Consider the following 22613-nt stretch of genomic DNA (forward strand, 5'->3'; position numbering starts at 1 on the left):
GGAGTCAGTATAGGTGCGTTGCGGAGGCCTTTAACAAATAGCCTCTTTTGGCTTACTCGATATGAAGATACTTATGAAGCTGCACAGATAACCGCCAGTTGCGTTCAATGCAGGTTTGGATGGCGAGTTCAGTCGCGCGCGGGCGCTGGGAAATAGGCTGCAGGGAAATCACCGCATCGGAACGCGGCGGACATTGCTGTAAGAGAAGATCAAGTGCATCAATATGCTTTTGCATTGCCACTGGATACTTGATTTCGTCGGCACGTTTCATACAGTCAGGGCGCACCAAAAAACCACCGGGCATATCCAGTTTCGGTGACACGGTCACCCACATTTGCTCCGACACTTGGAGAGCAAAGGTACCACTGGTCTCAATCTGCAAACGATATCCGGCTTGCTCGAGCACTTCAGCCAACGGCCGTAGATCGTACATCGCAGGTTCACCGCCAGTAATGACCACATGGCGGGCAGTAAATTTGCGTTCTTGAAAGAACTGCAAAATAGCGTTCGCCGATAATTCAGCCCACTCTGCAGTCGGACCGGTTTTGCTGGCCAACTGCTCGGCGCTGACTTTTAGCTCTGGTTTCATATCCCACGTATGCTGAGTGTCGCACCACGGACAACCCACCGGACACCCTTGTAATCGAACAAAAATGGCAGGAACACCGGTGAACATACCTTCACCCTGTATTGTTTCGAAAATTTCATTAATCGGGTACGTCAAATGGCTCACCGTTATCGGTTCTTTCAGCTACTGGAATAATTAGGTAAAATTGTACCTTAAATTCGCTGTATTGAGGATGTTTCGTGGCAAAAGTAGTTGTTATCTATTCAGGTGGGATGGATTCGTATACCGTTCTGCACCGCGCGCTGCGAGACGGACACGATGTTTACGCATTGTCTTTCCACTATGGGCAGAGACATGCGAAAGAATTGGATTACGCCGCACGGGTTTGCAACAAACTCGCGATTCCTCTCAAAGTGGTCGACATTCGTGCGATCAATCAACTCCTTGCTGGCAGTTCATTAACCGACAATATCGACATTCCGCAAGGTCACTACGAAGAAGCGTCGATGAAGTCTACGGTCGTTCCCAATCGAAATATGATTCTCTTGTCATTGGCCATAGGTTACGCGGTTTCGATAGAAGCCGAGGCAGTGTATTACGGCGCTCACTCTGGTGATCATGCTATCTATCCGGACTGTCGGCCGGAATTCGTTCGTAAAATGAATGACGTGAGTTTAATCGCCAACTATGAGCCCGTGCGTATCGAGGTACCGTATTTGGACGTCGACAAAATCGCGATTCTTGCCGACGGACTCCGCATGGGACTGGATTATGCGGACACCTGGACTTGCTATGAAGGTCGCGAGTTAGCCTGCGGAAAATGTGGTGCTTGTGTCGAGCGACTGGAAGCTTTTACCAAGAACCAAGTCGCCGACCCAATACCCTATCAGTCGTAACCGTTAACTGAACTGATTCAATAACTGTTGCGCTTGGTGCCACCGTGGATGATTTTGCAAGGTCTGCATGCTCAACGATGCAGGCTTCGCAAGTAATTCATAGCACCGCGCTGATTGTCGACCTTTCTCACTCATTCGTCCGGCAACCGCTTCAATAACTGCAATGGCGCCAGCACGATCATTACACGCTAGCACCATGTCACATCCTGCATCTAATGCAGCATGGGCGCGATCGGCCATTGAACCAGCAACGGTTGCACCAGCCATAGCCAGATCATCACTAAAAATGACACCGGTGAAATGAAGTTGTGCACGCAGAATTTCTTTCAACCAACGCTGCGAAAATCCTGCTGGATGTTCGCACACATCAGGATAAATGACGTGTGCTGGCATAATTGCATCCAAACACGTCGCCAGCTCGATAAACGGTGGCAAATCTACTGCAACGATCTCATCCCATGGCCGTTCATCAATAGGAATCGCAATATGAGAATCTGCGGCAACCGAACCGTGTCCAGGAAAGTGTTTCCCCGTAGCTTTCATACCGGCTTGATGCATACCTTTGATGAAGGATCGGGCAACTGGAATAATGGCATCGGCCTGCTCGGCGAAGGCGCGATCACCGATAACCTCACTGATACCGCGAACATCTAATACCGGCGCGAAGCTTAAGTCGATATCCATAGCCAATACTTCTGCCGCCATCAGCCAAGCTAATTCTTGAGCAGCTTGTTGTGCTTGCGCGAGCGTCGTTGCACGCTCTAATAAACTCGCCATCGGCGGGATAGCGGAAAAGCCCTGGCGAAAACGCTGGACCCGACCACCTTCATGATCAACAGCCAACACCAATGGATTACGAGCCGCAGCACGAGTTTGACGAACCAGTTCTTGTAACTGCTCTTGATCGTGAAAATTACGCGTAAAATAAATGACACCGCCAACCGCAGGGTGTTGGAGTAGCTCACGGTCTTCAGCTGTTAGCTCGTAGCCGTCAAAATCAATCATTACAGCAGTCATACATGAATCCTTCGTTACAACGAGAGCGCAGTGTGCCAAAAATGTCGGTGAGCGTCACTAGTGAAAATCACCTAGACTTCTAAAATGCATCTATTTATAAATTGAAATCGTATGTATAAATAGTACTCAAAGTAGGTATGAGGTGTTGTGATGAACAAATTAATGACTGTCTGCGCATCTGCGCTGCTGGTAGCAAGCTGCGGCGGCGGAAGTAGTAGCAATGACAATGGGAACTCGGGCGGCGATGGTGGCTTCGGTGCACAATGTTCCGTGAACGATCAAAAACAACGTTTCTTGGACTACATGCGCGATGACTATTTTTGGGTTGAAGATATTCCATCCAATGTAAACTTGGCAAGCTATGCCGATATCTATGCAGTTCTCGAGGGCATTCGCAGTAGCGATGATCGCTTTAGTTTCGTGTTGACGGAACAAGAATATCAAGACCGTTATGTCAACGCTCAGTACGCCGGCTTCGGTTTTAGTGCTCGGGTCGTGAATAATTCGCGCGTGTTCGTGAATTACACATTTGACGATTCCCCAGCGGCAAACGCCGGTATCAGTCGAGCCGATGAAATCACAGCAATTGATGGCGTCAGTGTCGCCACCCTGCTCGCAAATGGCACGTACAATGATGCGCTGGGTGGTCCTGAAGTAGGTATCGCACGCGAGTTGACCTGGCGGAAGCCAAGTGGTGATGAATTCACCGATGTATTGACCAAAGTCGAGGTGGAAACCAACACCGTGCTCGCGAGGGACGTGCTCACCGTCGACAACAAGCAAGTGGGTTATTACGTCCTCAATAGCTTTATTAATCGAACCGGAAACGACCTCAACTCTGCTTACAATCAATTTACCGGCGTCGATGAACTGGTGATTGATGTTCGCTATAACGGTGGCGGGTTAACGCGTTACGCGAATCAGGCGGGTGCTCAAGCTGCGGGCAATAATGTTATTGGCGAAACCTTTGTTCGCTACCTATTCAACAGCCAGAATCAGAATCAAAACAATACCGAACTGTTTCAACTCTATGATGGGGTTCGGCAACTCAATTTAGATCGTGTCTATGTGTTGACCACGGCTGCCAGTTGCTCGTCATCTGAGCTCATCATTAATTCATTGAAGCCGTTTGTGGATGTGGTGGTGATTGGTTCGAGAACATGCGGGAAGCCTGTGGGTCAGATCCCAGAGCAAATTTGCGATAAGCGCACCTTCGTCGTGAATTTTGAGACGGTGAATGCGAACAACGAGGGACGCTATTTTGATGGCCTGCCCGTGAATTGTGCAGCAACTGACACTTTGGTCGGTGACTGGGGAGATCCCGCCGATCCACTATTGGCAACAGCCAGCTTCCACATCAGTAATGGCGCTTGTCCCGCAAATCTTGCTTCTAGCCAACAAGCGCAGGCGCAAGAGCAAGCATTAGAAGCGCGTGGCCCACGCATTATTGACCAGTGGCGACAAGAGTTCTAAGGCTTCTCGATAATGCGGTGTGGTCGCATAGCCACGCCGCGCTCATCACAGAACCAATCGACTTGAACACGGTAAATTTGTTCCAAGTGAGTAGCGGTTAGCACTTCATTCGGAGTGCCGATTTGTATTAATTGACCACGGTCCAGTAACGCCAAGCGGTCGCAGAACATACTTGCATGAGACAAATCATGCAATGCAACCATGACCAATGCGCCTGCGCGTGCGCGCTTCACCAATAACTCCAACAACATCAGTTGATGATACAGATCGAGCCCGGCAGTTGGCTCATCGGCAATCACCAATGGCCCCTGATTCAATAGTGCGCAGGCACAGTGAACTCGACGTTGTTCGCCTCCAGACAAACGTAAAATCGACCGCGAGGCAAACGGTTGCAAATCGAACTCTTGCAGCAACTTTGCAATATTGTCGTGTTGCTGAGCACGTGACCAGCCTAAATTGACGGTTGCTTCATAGAGCAACTCAGTCACTGTTATATCTGCGAATACTGAAGACTGCTGTGGAATATAGGAAACGAGTTGGCGCCGCCGCATGGGCCTTGCATCGATGAGGTTTTCCTCACCCCATAGCACTTGCCCGGTGTGTGGAATCACGCTGCCGACCAATACTTCTAACAAGCTACTTTTACCTGCACCATTCGGGCCGATGATGCCAATCACCTCACCTTCCGCAGCTGTAAATGAAACTGGGTCGAGTCGTTGCGCTACCGCAACCTGGTGAACATTAAGCATGACCAGCCTCACGTGCAGCGAATCGATGCAGTAAGTAGAGGAGGACCGGAGCTCCGAGCAGCGCCGTGATAACACCCAATGGCAGTTCCTGACGAGTAGGAAGCCACATCACTAGGGTATCGACTGCTATTAAACAACTACCGCCCACTGCAGCGCTCCACCACAGCAACGCTCGAGGCCGATGGATACCGACCAAGCGCACTAAGTGCGGCGCAATTAAGCCAATAAATCCGATCATACCGGCACTGACGACTGAAGCTCCAACTAACAGTGTTAAGCCAAAGAGCACGGCAACTTGCGCGCGCTGATAATGGAAGCCAAGCACAGCAAACTGTGACGAAGCGAACACATGCGCACCAATAAAATGCCGTTGCCAGAACAGAATAATCATGGCAATACAGGTGCTGGGCAGCATCAGCAGCACATGTTCCCAACCGCGATTCGCGACCGAGCCCATCAGCCACAGCGTCCATTCTTGGAATGCGAATGGATTTGGCGCCAGACTGAGGATCAATGCCAATAACGCACCACCCAAAGCTGCGATAGCAACACCTGCCAGTAATAGCCGAATGGTTTGCAATGACCGTCCTGCTAACACCCACAACAAACCGAATGCGCCTAAAGCGCCGGCCATCCCCAGCAAGGGCAAAGACCATGCGGTAGGGAGAATCCAGCCAAAGTACAGAGCACTCACAACAACTAGCGCCGCGCCACTGGAAATGCCAATAATTCCGGGCTCAGCTAACGGGTTACGAAAGATCGTTTGAATCACCGCGCCAGCAAGACCCAGCGCAATGCCGTTTAAACACACCAACAGCAATCGCGGCCAGCGAATATCCACCAGTATTTGTGCATCGAGCGCGGTGGTGGGCCACAGCCACCAAGTGGCATCACCTGATCCGAGGTGAAGAATGGCAAAGCTACTAGTCAACAGAATGAACAGTATCACCCACCACCACGGCTGCATGGCAGCCTTATTTGCATGCGGTTTAGTCACTCTGTATGGCCTCTAAATAGTCAATGGCTTGGGTAGCAGGGCAACCAGCAATCTCACCTGCAATCGAAGTCGTTTGTCTCTCTGACGACCACTGTCGCAATGCTCGATGGTGTAACCAATCTTGGCCACGTGAGTAATGTTCAGAGAATCCCTCCAATACGAGGTATTCGGTTTCAAGACGCAACACACCAGCGAGCTCAACTTGTCCTAACTGACCAGTTTGTATGGGAGTGATGAGTTCAACACCCACCTGCGCGAGCAAATCGGCGGTCCAACTGTCTGCCGCCCACATAAAATAATTCGGCATCAAAATAGCGACTGTTCGAGGTAGTTCATTTCCGGTTTCAGTCAGTTGTTCTTGCTGCAGAGCAAACCATTGCTTTACCGTCGCTTCGCGCTGCAATGCTGGACCGATAGCTTTGCCTTGCTCTTGCCATTCCTGCCAAGATTGTGGGTGTTGCACAGCCACTAGACGAAATCCATAATCCGTTGCAGCGCGCTGCAACGCTTGCAGCAGCACCCCCGAGATAAAACTATTGTGGACCACCACATCAGGTTGAGCCCGAATGATAGATTCCAACCGATTACCGTGCTCAGACGTCGGAATCACCGTATCCTCGGTCTCTAACACCTGCGGTAACCAGCTATCATAACAAGAGTTTAGCGAGAGGACGCGAAGTGGTTCTGCTGCATTGAGGGTGCCTGCTGGCCAATACAGAATGGCTGTTATCCATGCGACTCTGATTAGCCAAAGGGTCATTACAACGCATCCAAAGCTTCTTGCAGATTTTTCACTGCCGTAACTCGCATACCTGGAATAGCTTTTTGGGGTTTATTCCCTGCTGGGACTATGGCGCGAGTAAAACCATGTTTAACCGCTTCATTTAATCGTGCTTGCCCATTTTGTACGGGCCGAATTTCGCCAGCTAAACCAACCTCACCAAATACCACAAGATCGCGCGGTAAGGGTTGCTCTTTGAAGCTGGAAACGATCGCCAACAACAACGCTAAATCTGCGCCAGTCTCTAACACTTTGACGCCACCCACGATATTTACAAACACATCTTGATCAGACATGTGCAGCCCACCATGACGGTGCAATACTGCCAACAACAGCGCTAGTCGCGACGTGTCCAAACCAACCGCAACTCGCCGCGGATTCGCCAACTGACTGCCATCGACCAATGCTTGTAACTCTACCAGTAGCGGGCGCGTTCCTTCCCAAATGACAATAACCACCGACCCGCTACCGTGTTCTTCGCCCCGTTGTAGGAAAATCGCCGATGGGTTTGTGACTTCTCGAAGACCTTGCCCAGTCATCGCAAAAACTCCGAGCTCATTCGCTGGACCAAATCGATTTTTGTGGCCACGTAGCGTCCGAAACCGAGAATCCGCCGAACCTTCCAAGAGAATCGAGCAATCGATGCAGTGCTCCAGCACTTTCGGGCCCGCTAAGCTGCCATCTTTGGTGACATGGCCAACCATAAATATGGCCACCCCATTCTGTTTGGCATACCGGGTCAATACCGCCGCAGACTCTCGTACTTGCGAGACACTACCGGGCGCTGACGCGACATCATCCAAGTGCATGACTTGAATCGAATCAATTACCATCACCCGCGGTTTTTCTACATCGGCCAACTGACAAATGGTCTCCACCGATGTCTCTGCGAGCATACGCAATTGATCTGTCGGCAAGCCCAATCGTTGCGCTCGTAAGGCAACCTGCTGCAATGATTCCTCACCGGTCACATACAATGTCTTCATGCTCTCCGCGAGCTTGCACATGGTCTGTAGCAGCAATGTACTTTTGCCAGCGCCAGGCGAACCACCAATTAGAATGGCAGAACCCGGCACAATACCGCCGCCCAACACACGATCAAACTCCGCGTAGCTGCTGCTGAATCTGGGCAGATCTTCTAAACTCACATCTTGCAGGGTTTGTACTTGTGCCTGAATAGCACCTGCAAAACCAGACCGACTGGCTTGTCCTCGTGCACTACTTCCTGAGCGCTGAGGTGCACTCAAACGCACTTCAGTAATGGTATTCCATGCTTTGCATTCCGTGCACTGCCCTAACCAGCGTGCATAATCTGCGCCGCAATCGTTGCAAACGTAGGCGGTTTTAGTTTTAGCCATGTGCCGCTGTTCCTGTCTGTAAAACTTCAATGAGTAGTGCTAAATCGGGCTCATCAACAACGATGTCTGCTGACGCCTTTAAACTGGATTTCGCGCAGAATGCGACACCGCATGCTGCCGCTTCTAACATCAACCGATCGTTCGCACCATCGCCAACAGCCAACGTATTTGTGAGGGGTATTTCCCACTTTGCTGCGTAGTCCACCAATGCGTCAGCTTTGCGTTGTGCATCGACAATAGATTCACGTACTCGGCCAGTTAATCGCCCCTGCTGCCATTCCAATTCATTTGCGCATATGGCATCAACGCTTAAGTGATCTCGGAGACGCTCGGCGAACCATGTAAAGCCGCCGGAAGCGATGAGAATTCGCCAATTTTGCTGCTGTAACCATTGGCAAAGTTCGCGCGCTCCGCGGGTGAGTGGAATCGGATCAAAGAGCTGATTAAACTGACCTTCTTCAATATCGGTCAACACTGCAACTCGCTGGCGTAAACTCGCTGCAAAATCTAACTCACCACGCATAGCCGCTTCAGTAATTGCAGCGACCTCGGCTTTGCGCCCCACTAGCGCTGCTATTTCATCGATACACTCTATGGTAATCAACGTCGAGTCCATATCAAATACAGCCAATCCTGGCTGACTAAAATCAAGCATGGTTACAGTTTCCTTATTTACAGCAGGAGCGCCAGCAGCGTATATTTGCCAGTATGACGACGCGCACACAACATGTTATCAGCATCACACAACTTGTCTATCGACGCTTGCGTCGCTTCGGCTTTGCAATTGTGCTTATTATCTTGATTGAGCAACTTTGGGGATCTATGCAAGCGACCAGTATGGTCGACTTTCAAAAGCACAGTGAACAGCTGATGCAGGTAGCGGTTGAACAGACGGCTTTTGCAGCTACGCAATCGATCGTTATCCCCGAACCAGAGCGTTTGCAAAGCCTTGCTGAGCAATTACAGCAACAGTCTTTAATCATTTCCGCTGCTATTTATAATCGTTTCGGCGAGCAACTTGCCTTTGCGACTAGTCTTGAAGAGTCCGACCAAGCGAATGAAACTATGGTTTTAGTCGAGGAAATTAGTGAAGGCAATCAAGTTCTCGGTTATGTCCAAGCGGTAATTGATCGGCAAGCCCTGTTGGCGCAGCCGGAAAAAACCCATGCCTACTTAACCTATTACGGACAATTCTTGCTGGTATTGGCAATTTTTGCGGGAATTTTCGTTACATCCACATTTAATCGTTGGCGCTACCGAAAAGCTGACAACTCGACTGCCACAACTGCCGACGAATAATCGCTTCATCTTCCTCTCGTAAATCCAATAGACTTTGCAATACGGTTACGACTTGTGCTGGTTCATTCCGCTGACCTTGCTGGCCGGCAACCGGCATATCCGGCGCATCGGTTTCCAATACCAATGCATCCAACGCGATGCTGCCGATTGCCGCTCGAGTTTTCTGTGCACGAGAATAGGTGATGGTGCCGCCAACGCCCAGTTTGAAACCCAACTCATACCATTGTTTGGCTTGTTCGTAGGATCCACTGAACGCATGCAGCACACCGCCGCAATCCGGGAGTTGATCGCGCACCTGTTTGATGCGCATAAGTAAGTCCGGTTGGGTTTTTCGATGGTGCAAAATTACGCAGCGCTGGTAGCGTGCTGCGAGCGCCAAATGTGCCTCGAACAACTTACACTGAAGGTCATAATCAGAACAGGTCGCGTCCAGACCAATTTCACCAACCGGAGCAGTTGGATGTTGATCTAATTGCGCTTCTAGCCAGTCTATATGGGACTGCTGATGGGCTTCGATAAAATAGGGATGAAGACCGAAGCTTCGCTGCACACGAATAGTATTCGATTCTATTTTAAGTGCAGAATGAGCATGCGTTCCTGGAACCATGATCCGAGTAATACCTGCAGCTTCTGCACGCTCCAGCACCGCTACTCGATCTGCCGCAAAATCATCGAAATCAAGATGACAATGGGTATCGAATAGCGGGGTCATGGTTTAATGCTCGCGAGTGTGCTGGAACTGGATGTCTGGATACCGCTCAGTAGCGAGGCTCAGATTCACCATAGTCGGCGCAATATAGGTCAGATTGTCACCACCATCTAACGCCAAGTTGCTCTCCGCTTTGCGACGGAATTCATCTAACTTCTTCGCATCTTTGCAGGACACCCACCGCGCTGTCGAAACGTTGATATTTTCGTAGATAGCGTCGACGTTGTATTCGGATTTTAATCGATGCACGACCACATCAAACTGCAACACGCCCACTGCACCCACTATCAAATCATTGTTGCTCAGCGGCCGAAACACCTGCACCGCGCCCTCTTCTGAGAGCTGTACCAAGCCTTTCAGCAATTGCTTTTGCTTCAGCGGATCTTTCAGTCGAATACGCCGGAATAGCTCCGGCGCAAAATTCGGGATCCCGCTGAACTTGAACGACTCTCCACCGGTAAAGGTATCGCCGATTTGAATCGTGCCGTGATTATGCAACCCGATAATATCGCCGGGATAAGCTTCCTCAACGTGTTCACGGTCACCAGCCAAAAAGGTCAATGCATCGGCAATGCGGACTTCCTTGCCCAAACGCACTTGATGCATTTTCATACCTTGCTGGTATTTCCCGGAAACAATTCGCATGAAAGCAACACGGTCACGATGGCGTGGATCCATGTTCGCTTGAATCTTAAAAATAAAACCTGAGAACGCCGGGTCAGTCGCGGTAATTTCTCGGCCTTCATCTGTTGCGCGCCCGAGCGGGGTTGGCGCCCATTCCACCAGGCCATCAAGCATATGGTCAACACCAAAATTACCCAATGCGGTTCCGAAATACACTGGCGTCAGTTCGCCTGCTAAAAACAATTCTTCGTCAAACTCATTGGATGCGCCCTTCACCAGCTCAATTTGCTCGCGCAGGTCTTTTGCATAGTCGCCCAAGCGCTTGTCGAGTTCTGGATTATCGAGGCCCTCAATGAAGTCGACCTCTTGAATGCGATGGCCCTGCCCCGTTTTGTAGAATATGACCCGATCTTCAACCAGGTGATACACGCCTTTGAAGTTCTTACCGGAACCAATTGGCCAAGTAATAGGTGCGCACATAATCTTGAGAACATTCTCAACTTCGTCGAGCAATTCCAGTGGGTCACGAATATCGCGATCCAACTTGTTCATGAAGGTAATGATAGGAGTATCACGAAGACGCGTAACCTCCATCAGTTTAATCGTTCGATCCTCGACGCCTTTCGCGCCATCAATCACCATCAAACAGGAGTCAACCGCAGTCAGCGTCCGGTAGGTATCCTCAGAAAAATCTTCGTGCCCTGGGGTATCCAACAAATTCACTAAAGCAGAGCGATACGGAAACTGCATCACCGAGGTGGTTACCGAGATACCACGCTCTTTTTCCATTTCCATCCAATCGGATTTGGCATGTTGCCCCGATTTTTTCCCTTTCACCGTTCCAGCTTTCTGCAGCTTTTGACCATGCAGCAAAACTTTTTCAGTGATCGTGGTTTTACCCGCATCGGGGTGTGAAATGATGGCAAAAGTTCGACGCTTAGCGACTTCTTTAGCGATAGCGGTTGCTGACATGAAAACCTTCCTTAATTACAGACGCGCGCATTGTCGCTGATCTGACCCTCAGACTCAATTAATTGTCTGCTAAGAAGCTTGCGCCATAGTCCATGGCGTCGATATCCAGCCAGCTAGCAACGGACTGCGCAATATCAGCAAACGTCTCACGTCGCCCAATAGAGCCAGCAACGATGCTCGGACCATAGGCCAGCACGGGGATATATTCTCGCGTGTGGTCAGTGCCAGGCCAAGTTGGGTCACAACCGTGGTCTGCGGTCAGAATGAGTAGATCATCTGGCCGCAAGGCCCTCATGATGCTTGGTAACATGCCATCGAACTGCTCAAGGGCTTTTGCATAACCACACACATCACGCCGATGCCCGTAGTCGGAGTCAAAGTCGACAAGATTAGTAAAGATAATACTCTGATCGGGTGCATCTTTGATTTGTTCGAGCGTGGTCTCAACCAAAGCCTGTAATCCGGTAGCCTTCAGTTTTTTCGAGATACCTTGATGAGCAAAAATATCCGCGATTTTGCCAATGCTAATGACCTCACCACCCTGCGCCACCAGCTTATCCAGAATAGTTGGAGCCGGCGGTGGTACAGCGAAATCTTGACGATTCCCAGTACGTCGATAGTTGGCTGCTTCGGTACCCGTAAATGGACGCGCAATCACTCGGCCAATATTATAAGGATCCACCAATTTTCGTGCAGTTCTGCACAGGTCATTCAGGGCTTCTAGACCAAAAGTTTCCTCATGCGCTGCAATTTGCAAAACGGAATCTGCAGAGGTGTAAACAATAGGTTTACCCGAGCGGCAGTGCTCGTCGCCGAGCTCTTGGATGATGGTGGTACCCGAGGCATGACAGTTCCCTAAAATACCGGGCAAATCAGCTTCTTGAATGAGCGCGTCAAGGAGTGGCTGCGGGAACGACTGCTCTTTGTCGAGAAAATAGCCCCAATCAGTGAGCACCGGGACACCAGCCATCTCCCAATGTCCGGAAGGTGTATCCTTACCTGACGAGAGTTCTTGAGCCCAGCCATGCAAACCAAGTGTTTGGCTCGGTAACTCACAACCAACAGGGATGGTTCCCGTGGCCCCTTGCGCCGCATGAAACAGTCCTAATGCGGCCAAGTTTGGCAATTGTAGTGGACCACTACGCCCTGTTTCACAGCGCCCCTCAGCACACCATTGTGCTATATGACCTAAGGTATCCGCGCCAACATCGCCAAAACGTTCGGCATCGGCTGCTGCGCCAATACCAAACGAATCGAGAACCACTATAATTGCACGTGCCATGCGTTTACCTATTCAATACGTTGATAGATGAGCGGCGTTTCCGAACTCTGCTTCTCTGCAATAGTGACTGCGCGACGTAAGCGCGCGGCAGCTGCATCCCAGTCGTCCTGAGTACGAGCATAGATCATCGCCAGCGGGGTGTCCGCGGTTACCGCTGTTCCAACAGTCACTATTTGGTCTAAACCCACGCCATAATCGAGTTTGTCATCGCTATGTTGACGACCACCACCTAATGCGACCACAGCCATACCAACCTGCCGAGTATCTAAGCCTGCAAGAAAACCAGATTGCTCGGCTAATAAAGGCTTAGCAATAGGTGCCAATGGCAATAACGACTCGAAGTCTTCAAGAATTGTTGCCGGTCCGTTCAAGGTCCGCACCATTTTTGCAAACCGTTCTGCCGCAGCACCGCTATCCAGCGAACGTTGTGCTTGTTCACGGCCGTCTTCAAGCGACTTCGCTAGTCCTGTAATACGCAGCATTTCAGCAGCGAGCTCAATCGTCACTTCATGCAGTCGTGGAGCTCGGTAATCACCACGCAAATAGCGAATGGCCTCATAGACTTCAATGGAATTCCCGGCTGAACGTGCCAAGGGCTGATTCATATCAGTAATAATAGCACTGGTCGCTAAACCAGCACCTTGCGCTACAGTGACCAAACTTTGTGCTAACTCAACCGCACGTTCATGCTGATTCATCACGGCACCATTGCCCGTTTTGACGTCAAGCACTAGGCCATTCAATCCTGCCGCTAACTTCTTCGACAAAATAGAAGCCGTAATCAGCGGAATGGACTCAACCGTTGCGGTGATATCACGCGTCGCATAGAAACGTTTGTCTGCTGGAGCTAGTTCGCCCGTTTGACCAATAATCGCGACCCCAACTTCTTTGACCACTTTTTGCAGCGTGGCCAAATCAGGCGTGGTTTGATAGCCAGGTATCGCATCAAATTTATCGAAAGTGCCACCGGTATGCCCGAGTCCTCGGCCTGAAATCATCGGGACATAACCGCCGCATGCGGCAATGATCGGTCCTAGCATCAAACTAACCACGTCACCGACACCGCCAGTGGAATGCTTGTCGACCACCGGCCCATCGAGATCCCATGTCGACCAGTCGAGAACCGTTCCTGAGTCACGCATAGCGAGAGTCAGTGCGACTCGCTCTGCAGCCGTCATGCCTTGAAAGAAAATAGCCATTGCTAACGCTGAAATCTGACTCTCAGAGATCGTGTCGGTTTTAATGCCGTTCACAAAATAGCGAATTTGCTCTTCATTCAACTCGTGCCCATCGCGCTTATCGCGAATCACTTCTTGTGGTAAATACATCAATACAATCCTTTTTTGTCGTCTGCTACGGGCTCAGCTTGATCGTTTTCATTGACCAATACCCGCATGATATCCTCTAACAACGAACTCGCACCGATCCTAAATCGTTGTGGAGTAATCCAATCGTCGCCCATCAGCGCTCGTGCGAGTTTAAAATAATCCTCAGCCTCAGCCACCGTGCGAATTCCGCCGGCTGCCTTAAAACCAATATCGCGACCACTCTCTCGAATGGTAGTTAACATGATCTCAGCGGCTTCAAGTGTGGCATTGACCGCCACTTTTCCGGTCGAGGTCTTGATAAAGTCGGCACCGATTTCTATAGCTAAATTACTTGCTGCACGAATTGCGGTTGCCGATGCTAACTCACCACTTTCGATGATTACTTTGAGCACGGCTCGATCGGCCGTTGCAGTTCGCACGGCCGAGAGCAATTGTCGACAATGCTCGACATCACCAGCTTGAAAGCGTTGGTATGGCATCACCACATCAATTTCACTGGCGCCAACCGCCAGTGCTCGCTCGGTTGCTGCAACGACGCATCCCACCGAATCCTCGCCTAATGGAAAATTTACGACAGTCGCGACTTGAACCTGCTGTAAATGAAGCAAATCGAGATGTTGTCGCGCTGTAGCTATTAATTCTGGATAAACGCACACTGCTGCGGGACTGCCACATTCCGACGCAGCTTTATCACACAGTGCAGTGACCTGCGCAGGCGTATCACTGTTCTGCAACGAGGTCAGATCCATACACTGTAATGCTAAGAGCGCTGTTGCCTGTGGTGAGTGCATAGAAACTAGCTACTGATCTGGTCAGCGGTGGCTTCGAAGGTCGAAAAAGCGGATGGAAGTAGCTCACCTAATGTCCATGTTTTCTCGCCAACATCACAAGTCGAGATAAAGGGGGTATCCAGACTGAAAAATTCAGCGAGTACCTGGCGGCATGCACCACAAGGTGAATAAACCGTCTTACCCGGTGTGTAAATGACAATATTCTCAACATCTGCCAGCGACTTCCCTTGCGCCAATGCGCTATAGACCGCCGTACGTTCCGCACAATTCGTTAAACCATAGGACGCATTTTCGACATTACAGCCGAGTACGAGGTCACCTGTTGAGAATTGTAAAACCGCGCCTACTGGAAACTTACTGTATGGCGCGTGAGCGCGCGCTGCGGCCTGTCTAGCCTGACCGTGAGCTTGTTCTAGTGCGGCTTGAGATACCGCGGAGGACTGCTTACTCATAGTTGTTTTCTGCCTAATTTATGGGCGAACAGCTTAGCGCTTTTTGGGGCCAAATGCCATGCTCAAACATATTTCGCATTTTTACGAAATAAAGTGCGAAATAAAGATTGAGCAAGGTCTTAAAATCATCTATATTTCGTATTATTCTAAATTAGCTATTACGGAAGGATAAAATCATGAGTGTTGAACGAGCTTTAACTGCCTTTGCCGGATTTATGGTGCTATTATCTGTAGCCTTAACCTATTGGGTTCATCCAAATTTCATTTGGCTAACCGTGTTTGTTGGCGCTAATCTATTCCAACAATCTTTTACTGGGTTTTGTCCGGCAACCTTGTTTATGAAACGAGTGCTTGGCATGAAAACAGAATGTGAATTAGCCTCTAAACAGTAAGTTCGAGCGATAGCATGACAGAAGCACCTGAAATTACGGAATTACTCCAAGAAGAAGCCGCAGCCGCAGCTATCTTTTTGCGTTCACTGGCCAACGAGCACCGCCTCCAAATACTTTGTCATTTGGCCGCTGGTGAGAAGAGTGTTGGTGACTTGAATCAGTATTTTCCACTGAGTGCTTCTGCGTTTTCACAACACCTGTCAGTGCTGCGTCAACAAGGTCTGGTGAAGTTCCGCAAAGAGGCCCAAACCATTTATTACTCGATTCAAGATCCGGATACGATGCGCTTCATGCAGTTATTAAAAGCGAAGTTCTGTCCGCAGTTTTAATCGCAGTTGGTTAATGTTCAGCAGTCCATTGCATGATAATGGCCGTTTCTGAACCATCCGTAGTTTGATAATAATTCGGACGCTGCCCCACTACGCTAAAACCCATGGCCTGATATAACGCTTGGGCGACAGTATTACTGGCGCGAACCTCTAACCAGAGACTTTGTTGCTGCTGTTGAGCAACCGCTTGTACGGTACTCACCAACTGACGTCCAAAACCTTTGCCGCGCTCAAGCGGGTCAACCACAATATTCATAATCGTGCGTTCATCAAGAATGCTATGCGTGATCACAAAGCCACAGAGCTGTGGTGCGTAGATTCCCCAACTCTCATAGTGCATGTCATCAAAGCAACTTTGGAGCACGGCTTCGGTCCAGGGGTAATCCTGACCTTGCTGTTCTAATTCGACAATCGCTTGCTGCCACTCAAGAGGCTTGATTAGCGCGGCTGACACAATTGCTTCCACCACGCTCGTTTTAGATCGTGCGCGGGTATCGATGGGAGTGGTTCTTGGAACTCAATCAGTTGCTCTCGCTTCCAGTTCTGAGCAATCGAGGCACTCACTTCGACTGGAGCAGAATTGACCCCTTCGGTTTGCATCTGTGCAAGCGCTTGGCACAAATCATTAAACCATGCAGGACTTGGGATCGGGAACTCCGGCGCGGCAATCATCCATTGCCCAATCCGCAAATAGCTCATAGCAGTCTCGGTAGGCGCCGGTGCACTTGTACGAGCACGCCATTCGGGAATACCAATAGCGCCCAGAAGTTGGCGTTGCGCGTTTGTTAATTGATGATGTGGTTTCGAGTTCATAGGCTCAAGCTTACTTGAAACATCCTGAACAGAGAAGGACTTCAGAAAGGTCGTGGCAGGGGTGGAGGGATTCGAACCCCCAACCGTCGGTTTTGGAGACCGCTGTTCTACCAATTGGAACTACACCCCTGCAAACGAGAACGGAATTATACTGGCTCGCTAATGCGTGGCAAGCAATTTATGCTTAATGCGCAATCAGTTGCTCCTTTTTTCACCGCTGAACCTTTCTGTCGATGTTATACTCAAAGTCTCTGCACATATACGAGATCGCTTGTTCTCAGAAAGGAAGAGATTGTTGTCACGATTATCCGTTACATTTTACCGTTTTTCGCTCGCCTTGATGGTTCTCCTTGCGAGCTCAATGGCCTCTGCTCAATCCAGTGAATCGTCCGATTCTGACGACGACGCACAGGTCGTGCGCGTCAATCTCACAGGTTTGAGCGATGAATTAGAGCGTAATGTGCGGGTACGCACCACTTTGTTTAGCTTGGATGGCGAGCCTGCGCCGGCATCATTCAGATTGCGCTTTTTGCAGCGTCGAGCCGAAGCTGAAATTCGCGAAGCGCTCATGCCGTTCGGTTACTATCAACCCACCATCGACAGCACATTAGAGGAAACACCGTCAGCATGGACCATACAATTTGATGTCGATGCGGGCCAGCCGGTTATGGTCGAAACGATAGATATTACCATTACCGGAATAGCGCAAACGGATGAAAAATTTATCGAGTTACAACAGAAATTGCCGATACGACAGGGTACGGTGTTTCGTCATCAAGACTACGAGCGCGCTAAAGGTTTATTGCGAAATCTTGCTGCCGAGCGCGGCTACTACGATGCGAAACTACTCACTAATAAAGTGGCGGTTGAACTTGCTGATCAAACTGCCCATGTTGAGTTAGTTCTCGATTCTGGTCCTCGTTATCACTACGGTGATATTGAGTTTTGTTGTGCCCACATTGGTGATGAACTATTGCAGCGCTACGTTCAATTTGAATCTGGCGATCCGTTCTCAACCAGTGAACTGCTGAATCTGCAATTAGGCCTTTCCAGCAGCAATTATTTTGAAACGATTGAAATTGCACCGAACTGGTCGGAACGCAAAGATGCGATGGTGCCAGTTGCAGTGACGTTGACTCCTAATCAACGCGACTATTATCAAACCGGTCTCGGTTATGGTACCGATACCGGCGCCCGCGTCACGCTTGGATTTGATCGGCGTTGGGTAAATGACAGAGGACATCGTATCAACTCAATCCTGCGTCTTTCGGAAGTTCAGAATACGGGTTCAGTGAGTTACATTATCCCAGGATTTTATCCGCCCACTGATCAGTATGATATTACCGGTGAAGTGACCGACCGCTCTTATCTGGAACAACGCTCAACGCTGTACAAACTTGCAGCTCGTGATATCCGGCATTTTGATGACTGGCAACGCACCTGGCAACTCAGCTGGCAACGGGAAAGTTTTGCTTTTGGTGACCAGCCGCGACGCTCATCCCAATTCCTGATCCCCGCGGCGGAGTTCAGCCTCATTCGCAGCACCAATAATGGCAACAATCGTAATCTAATCGACGACGGATATCGGGTATCCCTGTCACTACAAGGCGCAAGTGCGGATATTCTTGCAGATACCACGTTTTTTTCGGCAAAGCTGTCGGCCAAGTGGGTGCACCGTCTCAATGAGCAATGGCGTATTCTTACGCGTGGCGAAATCGGAGCCATAGAAACCGACGACTTTGAGTTACTGTCGCCGACTTTGCGATTTTTTGCCGGTGGTGATTACAGTGTTCGCGGGTATGCATTCCAAGACTTAGGCCCTCGCAATGAAGAAGATGTAGTGGTTGGTGGGCGTTATCTAGTCACATCGAGCTTAGAAGTCGACTATCAAATTAATGATGCTTGGCGAGTTGCGGCTTTTACCGACATCGGTAACGCGATGATGGAATGGGACACCGCCTTGAAACAAAGCGTGGGCGTGGGTATTCGCTGGCTATCACCAATTGGGCCAGTCCGTTTTGATGTTGCTCAGGCCATTGATGAGCCCGGCAATCCTTGGCGCATTCACTTCACGTTGGGGCCAGACTTATGAGATTCATCAAATGGCTCGCATGGCTCATCGTCGCCTTATTCATCTTGCTACCTAGCACTGCTGGATTCTTGATCTATACCGAGACGGGCAGCCGTTGGCTTGTTCAGCGAGGCTTGGACTACGTTGATGCACCGGTCACGTTCGAAACAATCGAGGGCAATCTAGCTAGTGGGCTATCATTCACGCATCTCAAAGTCAGCACCGAAACGCAGCAGGTACGTATTGCTAAGGTGACCTTCGCATGGCAGCCGTGGGATCTTTTCGAGAATAAGTTAACCGTCAATACATTGACTGCCAGCGGTGTAGATATCGACAGTCAGTCACGCACCACCGTCGATTCTAATGCCAACGAACCTATTGTCATACCAACCATCGATATGCCGATAGCCCTTAGCATTCAGCAGTTTCGAGTTGATGATATCGCTATCCGCAATCCGAGCGTGACTGTGAACCGGGTGGCTGGGCAAATCAACTGGCAAGGAACTGACTTAGCTGTGCGGCAGCTCGAAGTTGTCGTGCCACAAGGTCGGGTGACTGGACAAGCCACACTAACCACCACCGCAGCGCTCCAACACCAAGTCAATTTAGACTGGGCTGTCACAGCGGAGCAAGTGCGCCCCGAACTGGCCTCTTACGGTGAAATAGCCGGCACTGCCGAAGCACAAGGCAATATAGATACGACTCAAGTAGCTGGGCACTTTGTCACTGCCGCCGAAGAACCCGAACAGAAGTTTAATCTCGAACTCAATAATCTGCTCAGTGAACTGACTTGGTCAGCGCGGCTGAGTCTCGATGCATTTCGAACTTCACCTATCCTCGCATTTGTTCCCGACGCTAATCGAGAGCAAGCCAACTATTACTTGGGTCAGTCTCGGCTCAGTGGTGTTCTCGAAACCTATGCCAATGGCATTCGGTTACAAGACGGAGAACTCACAGATATTTCGCCAACGCAAGGTACCTTGCGGTTGAATGCCCGTATCGACTCACTTTTTGACACCGACTCATCTTCATTAAAGCCATTTTCAGTCACTCTCACGGGTCGCGACATCACGATTGCGAACGAACAGTTCGCTGATCCGCAATTAGCCCAGCTCACAGGGACTGTGGAAGGTCAGTTTGATACGGCTACTGGCAGTGAACAAACCAACTACCAGTTTGATGTTTCATCGACGCTGACGGGTATTAATAATGAGTCCGCGCAGATTGTCCTCATTGGTGAGGGCAATGTAGCCAGTGCCAATTTGGAAATATTCACAATCGATCACCCACAACTCTTGGCTCAAGGTTCGAGTGCAGTTGCTTGGTCGCCAGAATTTCGTGTCGAAGCTGAACTCACTCAGCTGAAGGGGTCATTACAACAACAAGATGTGGACGCCAATGGCTATTTATTCTTTGATGGCGACACCATAGAGATCCGTGACACTCGTGGAACTTGGGCTGGTATCGAGTTCAATGCAAATGGCAAAGTGCCCCTCTCTACAGAGGCAACGCCGATCAGTTCGCCACTCCAGTTAGAGCTTCGCATTGCCGATTTCACTCGAGTTCAAAACGTATTGCAACCGGAGTCGACAATACCAGTTGAAGGCTCCCTAGAGCTTACTGTTGGCGTTCAACAACCTCGAGATGGCCGTGTTCCCGTAGTTATTCGCACCTTTAAATTTGATAATCCTGATATTGGTGAATGGCTTCTCACTAAGGAAGCCGAGTTCGCCGTTGAGCTTGATAGCTATATACTTTCGACGAGCGGCCCCATCTGCTTAAATCGCACGAACCCGCGTCGTCGAGTCGATAGTGAACCTGCCAGCTTGTGTACCGAACTCAAGGTTAGCGATGATAACTATCAGCTCAGTGTGAATGCCCGTGACTTACCCCTGTTCTTGCTCAACCGTCTGCGTGAGCAAGATGTCAGTGAGAGAATTGTCGGACGCGCAAATGTCGAAGCAAACTTTGAGTTAGCGACCGACAATTTTAAGATCATCCAAACATCAGGGTCTATCTATAGTGATTCAACCTTCTTTGTAGCCCTAGACGACGAACTCACCACTCGACTGGAAATATGGGACGTAGACTGGGAAGGTTCGGCGACTGAAATTCGCACTGACTACATTATCAAATTAGAAGATGATCTCGGCCAACTTATTGGTGACTTATCCATTAGCGACATTGTCGATGACCCACAACTCTCCGGCTCCGTTGATATGTCACTCCGAGATCTGTCGTTGCTACAATGGTGGCTCCCTGATTTACGTTATCGTGAACCCTTCGCGCTAGGCAGTATCGCAATTTCAGGTTCAGCAACAGCTCCAAAAGTTGAGGGCTCATTAGAGATCGCTGCTAAAGAGATAGGTTTCGCGGAGAGTGGACTTGTCTTAACCAATGTCAAAGTACTCGTGGCCGATGACGGTACAGGTCAAAGTAATTTGGAGCTTAATGGACAAGCGGAATCAGGGCAAGGCTGGATAGCCATCGGTGGCACTATGAATCCGCTAGACAAAGTCCTGAACATGACGATTAAGGGTGATGACTTTAGAGTCGTACAGCTACCGCATGCCACAGTTGATATTGATCCAGATTTGACGATTCAAGCGGCTGATTCCAGCATTCGAATCACTGGTAGTGTGAATATTCCATATGCCTACTTAGAAGAAACTGATATTAGCACTTCGGTTTCGCCATCGCGTGACGTGGTGTTGTATCAAGATGGCGAACAAGTGGAAAGTATAGAAGAACAACTGTATCAAGTATTTGCTGACGTCCGAGTTACCCTAGGTGACAATGTCAAAGTCAGTGCTTTTGGCTTTGAAGGTCGACTCGATGGAAATCTGCGACTCATCGAAGAACCCGGAAGAGCACTGACGGCCTCAGGAACTATTCAGGTGCCACAAGGACAATATGTCCTCTATGGGCAGGAACTCGACATACAGCGCGGTCGTCTCATCTATAACGGTGGGCCCATTGATAATCCGGGGCTCGACCTGCGGGTCGTGCGCACCTCTGCTAGCATGACACCTGGCGAAGAAGTAACAGTTGGCGCACAAGTTGGTGGAACGTTAATACAACCTGATTTTCGTCTGTTTTCCAATCCCGCAATGCCTGAGAGCTCAATACTGTCCTATTTAGTTCTTGGCCGCGGACCAGGAGCAGGTAGCGGTAACGAAAACATGCAACTACAAGCGCTCTTGCTTTTGGGCTCGCAAGGTACGGATGCAATTGGCTCACAACTTCAGAATGTATTCGGTTTTGACGAGTTTGGACTTGACTCGAGCAGCGATCCAACTGAAACATCTTTTTATATAGGCAAGTACCTATCACCGCGGTTGTACGTCAAGTATGGTGTGGGGCTATTCGAGAATACGAATACCTTCTTTGTACGCTACAAACTCACTGAGCGGCTACTGCTAGAATCAACAGCAAGCAGCATCGCTCAAGGCGGGGATATCTTTTACACCTTCGAGAAATAGGGAACGGTGAATAGGGAACAGGGAACAGACAGAGCCAAAACCAAAGACAAAACCCAAAAAGTGTGCTCTTTTAAGTGTTTAGGTTTGCTGTTCCCAGTTCACTTTTTACTTTTCACTGTGCGCGCGCAGCGCAAATAAAAAAACCCCAGCCCATTGGGCTGAGGTTTGTTTATTTGAAGCCTGGCGGTTTGCCAGGGACTCGCAGAGCTCGCCCCGCTGCGCAGGCGAAA

22 protein-coding genes and 1 tRNA gene are annotated in these 22613 nt (G+C 49.8%); 7 read left to right on the top strand and 16 right to left on the bottom strand.

All coding sequences use genetic code 11. From position 1 onward, the window contains the following. Positions 1 to 52: 52 nt before the first annotated feature. Entirely contained in the window at positions 53 to 724 is a 672-nt protein-coding gene (gene queE / locus ACN0S4_RS12655) for a 7-carboxy-7-deazaguanine synthase QueE (RefSeq protein ID WP_417658038.1), read from the bottom strand. Between the two features lie 83 nt (positions 725 to 807). Here queE and queC point away from each other — a divergent pair, with 83 nt between their 5' ends. After that, the gene (gene queC / locus ACN0S4_RS12660) at positions 808 to 1464 is read left to right on the top strand and encodes a 7-cyano-7-deazaguanine synthase QueC (RefSeq protein ID WP_417658017.1); all 657 of its coding nucleotides are present in this window, start codon (positions 808 to 810) and stop codon (positions 1462 to 1464) included. A gap of 3 nt (positions 1465 to 1467) precedes the next feature. On the opposite strand, the gene nagZ is transcribed toward queC, so the two are convergent. Next, positions 1468 to 2481, bottom strand: a complete 1014-nt coding sequence (nagZ, locus tag ACN0S4_RS12665) for a beta-N-acetylhexosaminidase (protein ID WP_417658018.1) — start codon at positions 2479 to 2481, stop codon at positions 1468 to 1470. A gap of 150 nt (positions 2482 to 2631) precedes the next feature. On the opposite strand from nagZ, the gene ACN0S4_RS12670 reads away from it, so the two are divergent. Further along, positions 2632 to 3954 (top strand): S41 family peptidase, encoded by a 1323-nt coding sequence (locus tag ACN0S4_RS12670; RefSeq protein ID WP_417658019.1) that lies wholly within the window; start codon positions 2632 to 2634, stop codon positions 3952 to 3954. On the opposite strand, the gene ACN0S4_RS12675 is transcribed toward ACN0S4_RS12670, so the two are convergent. From ACN0S4_RS12675 to serB, 5 genes are read right to left on the bottom strand one after another with little or no spacing between them, the layout of a single operon-like run. Continuing rightward, entirely contained in the window at positions 3951 to 4703 is a 753-nt protein-coding gene (locus ACN0S4_RS12675; RefSeq protein ID WP_417658020.1) for an ABC transporter ATP-binding protein, read from the bottom strand. The genes ACN0S4_RS12670 and ACN0S4_RS12675 overlap by 4 nt on opposite strands. Continuing rightward, complete coding sequence (locus ACN0S4_RS12680; RefSeq protein ID WP_417658021.1) at positions 4696 to 5700, bottom strand: FecCD family ABC transporter permease; 1005 nt, start codon at positions 5698 to 5700, stop codon at positions 4696 to 4698. The genes ACN0S4_RS12675 and ACN0S4_RS12680 overlap by 8 nt, the downstream gene beginning before the upstream one ends. Next, the gene (locus tag ACN0S4_RS12685; protein ID WP_417658022.1) at positions 5693 to 6460 is read right to left on the bottom strand and encodes an ABC transporter substrate-binding protein; all 768 of its coding nucleotides are present in this window, start codon (positions 6458 to 6460) and stop codon (positions 5693 to 5695) included. Before ACN0S4_RS12685 ends, ACN0S4_RS12680 begins: the two co-directional genes overlap by 8 nt. Beyond that, positions 6460 to 7839 (bottom strand): DNA repair protein RadA, encoded by a 1380-nt coding sequence (gene radA / locus ACN0S4_RS12690; RefSeq protein ID WP_417658023.1) that lies wholly within the window; start codon positions 7837 to 7839, stop codon positions 6460 to 6462. The genes ACN0S4_RS12685 and radA overlap by 1 nt, the downstream gene beginning before the upstream one ends. Then, positions 7832 to 8494: a phosphoserine phosphatase SerB gene (serB, locus tag ACN0S4_RS12695; RefSeq protein ID WP_417658024.1), complete on the bottom strand. Its 663-nt coding sequence runs from the start codon at positions 8492 to 8494 to the stop codon at positions 7832 to 7834. The genes radA and serB overlap by 8 nt, the downstream gene beginning before the upstream one ends. Before the next feature lie 53 nt (positions 8495 to 8547). On the opposite strand from serB, the gene ACN0S4_RS12700 reads away from it, so the two are divergent. Continuing rightward, complete coding sequence (locus ACN0S4_RS12700) at positions 8548 to 9138, top strand: AhpA/YtjB family protein (protein WP_417658025.1); 591 nt, start codon at positions 8548 to 8550, stop codon at positions 9136 to 9138. Here the strand turns inward: ACN0S4_RS12700 and ACN0S4_RS12705 are convergent. From ACN0S4_RS12705 to ACN0S4_RS12730, 6 genes are read right to left on the bottom strand one after another with little or no spacing between them, the layout of a single operon-like run. After that, positions 9080 to 9850 (bottom strand): TatD family hydrolase, encoded by a 771-nt coding sequence (locus ACN0S4_RS12705; protein ID WP_417658026.1) that lies wholly within the window; start codon positions 9848 to 9850, stop codon positions 9080 to 9082. The genes ACN0S4_RS12700 and ACN0S4_RS12705 overlap by 59 nt on opposite strands. A 3-nt stretch (positions 9851 to 9853) precedes the next feature. Beyond that, positions 9854 to 11443, bottom strand: a complete 1590-nt coding sequence (gene prfC / locus ACN0S4_RS12710) for a peptide chain release factor 3 (RefSeq protein ID WP_417658027.1) — start codon at positions 11441 to 11443, stop codon at positions 9854 to 9856. Between the two features lie 58 nt (positions 11444 to 11501). Continuing rightward, the gene (locus ACN0S4_RS12715; protein WP_417658028.1) at positions 11502 to 12725 is read right to left on the bottom strand and encodes a phosphopentomutase; all 1224 of its coding nucleotides are present in this window, start codon (positions 12723 to 12725) and stop codon (positions 11502 to 11504) included. 8 nt (positions 12726 to 12733) lie between these two features. Further along, positions 12734 to 14053 carry a thymidine phosphorylase gene (deoA, locus tag ACN0S4_RS12720; RefSeq protein WP_417658029.1) on the bottom strand — a complete coding sequence of 440 codons (1320 nt, stop codon included), beginning with the start codon at positions 14051 to 14053 and terminating at the stop codon, positions 12734 to 12736. Further along, on the bottom strand, positions 14053 to 14844 hold the full coding sequence (deoC, locus tag ACN0S4_RS12725; RefSeq protein WP_417658030.1) for a deoxyribose-phosphate aldolase: 792 nt from the start codon (positions 14842 to 14844) through the stop codon (positions 14053 to 14055). Before deoC ends, deoA begins: the two co-directional genes overlap by 1 nt. Positions 14845 to 14849: 5 nt before the next feature. After that, complete coding sequence (locus ACN0S4_RS12730; protein WP_417658031.1) at positions 14850 to 15296, bottom strand: cytidine deaminase; 447 nt, start codon at positions 15294 to 15296, stop codon at positions 14850 to 14852. A 176-nt stretch (positions 15297 to 15472) separates the two neighbouring features. On the opposite strand from ACN0S4_RS12730, the gene ACN0S4_RS12735 reads away from it, so the two are divergent. Further along, on the top strand, positions 15473 to 15688 hold the full coding sequence (locus ACN0S4_RS12735) for a DUF2892 domain-containing protein (protein ID WP_417658032.1): 216 nt from the start codon (positions 15473 to 15475) through the stop codon (positions 15686 to 15688). 14 nt (positions 15689 to 15702) lie between these two features. Then, positions 15703 to 16017 (top strand): ArsR/SmtB family transcription factor, encoded by a 315-nt coding sequence (locus tag ACN0S4_RS12740; protein ID WP_417658033.1) that lies wholly within the window; start codon positions 15703 to 15705, stop codon positions 16015 to 16017. Between the two features lie 10 nt (positions 16018 to 16027). Here the strand turns inward: ACN0S4_RS12740 and rimI are convergent, their stop codons facing one another. The 3 genes from rimI to ACN0S4_RS12755 form a co-directional block, all read right to left on the bottom strand. After that, on the bottom strand, positions 16028 to 16471 hold the full coding sequence (gene rimI / locus ACN0S4_RS12745) for a ribosomal protein S18-alanine N-acetyltransferase (RefSeq protein WP_417658034.1): 444 nt from the start codon (positions 16469 to 16471) through the stop codon (positions 16028 to 16030). After that, positions 16456 to 16830 carry a hypothetical protein gene (locus ACN0S4_RS12750; protein WP_417658035.1) on the bottom strand — a complete coding sequence of 125 codons (375 nt, stop codon included), beginning with the start codon at positions 16828 to 16830 and terminating at the stop codon, positions 16456 to 16458. Before ACN0S4_RS12750 ends, rimI begins: the two co-directional genes overlap by 16 nt. Positions 16831 to 16883: 53 nt before the next feature. Next, positions 16884 to 16960: transfer RNA gene (locus ACN0S4_RS12755), tRNA-Trp, on the bottom strand. 165 nt (positions 16961 to 17125) lie between these two features. Between ACN0S4_RS12755 and ACN0S4_RS12760 the strand changes: the two genes are divergently transcribed. Both ACN0S4_RS12760 and ACN0S4_RS12765 read left to right on the top strand, forming a co-directional pair. Further along, positions 17126 to 18922: an autotransporter assembly complex protein TamA gene (locus tag ACN0S4_RS12760; RefSeq protein WP_417658036.1), complete on the top strand. Its 1797-nt coding sequence runs from the start codon at positions 17126 to 17128 to the stop codon at positions 18920 to 18922. After that, a complete protein-coding gene (locus ACN0S4_RS12765; protein ID WP_417658037.1) occupies positions 18919 to 22383 on the top strand; it encodes a translocation/assembly module TamB domain-containing protein in 3465 nt (1154 codons plus the stop codon). Before ACN0S4_RS12760 ends, ACN0S4_RS12765 begins: the two co-directional genes overlap by 4 nt. The last annotated feature ends 230 nt before the right edge of the window (positions 22384 to 22613 follow it).

Origin of the sequence: Pseudidiomarina aestuarii (genome assembly GCF_048263735.1) — a bacterium.
Classification (GTDB): domain Bacteria; phylum Pseudomonadota; class Gammaproteobacteria; order Enterobacterales; family Alteromonadaceae; genus Pseudidiomarina; species Pseudidiomarina aestuarii_B.

Bases quoted from the DNA above. Each gene is read 5' to 3' on its own strand.
- deoC (WP_417658030.1), bottom strand. From the start codon at position 14,844: ATGCACTCACCACAGGCAACAGCGCTCTTAGCATTACAGTGTATGGAT.
- nagZ (WP_417658018.1), bottom strand. From the start codon at position 2,481: ATGACTGCTGTAATGATTGATTTTGACGGCTACGAGCTAACAGCTGAA.
- serB (WP_417658024.1), bottom strand. From the start codon at position 8,494: ATGCTTGATTTTAGTCAGCCAGGATTGGCTGTATTTGATATGGACTCG.
- radA (WP_417658023.1), bottom strand. From the start codon at position 7,839: ATGGCTAAAACTAAAACCGCCTACGTTTGCAACGATTGCGGCGCAGAT.
- ACN0S4_RS12705 (WP_417658026.1), bottom strand. From the start codon at position 9,850: ATGACCCCGCTATTCGATACCCATTGTCATCTTGATTTCGATGATTTT.
- ACN0S4_RS12730 (WP_417658031.1), bottom strand. From the start codon at position 15,296: ATGAGTAAGCAGTCCTCCGCGGTATCTCAAGCCGCACTAGAACAAGCT.
- prfC (WP_417658027.1), bottom strand. From the start codon at position 11,443: ATGTCAGCAACCGCTATCGCTAAAGAAGTCGCTAAGCGTCGAACTTTT.
- ACN0S4_RS12740 (WP_417658033.1), top strand. From the start codon at position 15,703: ATGACAGAAGCACCTGAAATTACGGAATTACTCCAAGAAGAAGCCGCA.
- ACN0S4_RS12715 (WP_417658028.1), bottom strand. From the start codon at position 12,725: ATGGCACGTGCAATTATAGTGGTTCTCGATTCGTTTGGTATTGGCGCA.
- ACN0S4_RS12675 (WP_417658020.1), bottom strand. From the start codon at position 4,703: ATGCTTAATGTTCACCAGGTTGCGGTAGCGCAACGACTCGACCCAGTT.
- ACN0S4_RS12685 (WP_417658022.1), bottom strand. From the start codon at position 6,460: ATGACCCTTTGGCTAATCAGAGTCGCATGGATAACAGCCATTCTGTAT.
- ACN0S4_RS12735 (WP_417658032.1), top strand. From the start codon at position 15,473: ATGAGTGTTGAACGAGCTTTAACTGCCTTTGCCGGATTTATGGTGCTA.
- ACN0S4_RS12765 (WP_417658037.1), top strand. From the start codon at position 18,919: ATGAGATTCATCAAATGGCTCGCATGGCTCATCGTCGCCTTATTCATC.
- deoA (WP_417658029.1), bottom strand. From the start codon at position 14,053: ATGTATTTACCACAAGAAGTGATTCGCGATAAGCGCGATGGGCACGAG.
- ACN0S4_RS12670 (WP_417658019.1), top strand. From the start codon at position 2,632: ATGAACAAATTAATGACTGTCTGCGCATCTGCGCTGCTGGTAGCAAGC.
- ACN0S4_RS12750 (WP_417658035.1), bottom strand. From the start codon at position 16,830: ATGAACTCGAAACCACATCATCAATTAACAAACGCGCAACGCCAACTT.
- ACN0S4_RS12700 (WP_417658025.1), top strand. From the start codon at position 8,548: ATGACGACGCGCACACAACATGTTATCAGCATCACACAACTTGTCTAT.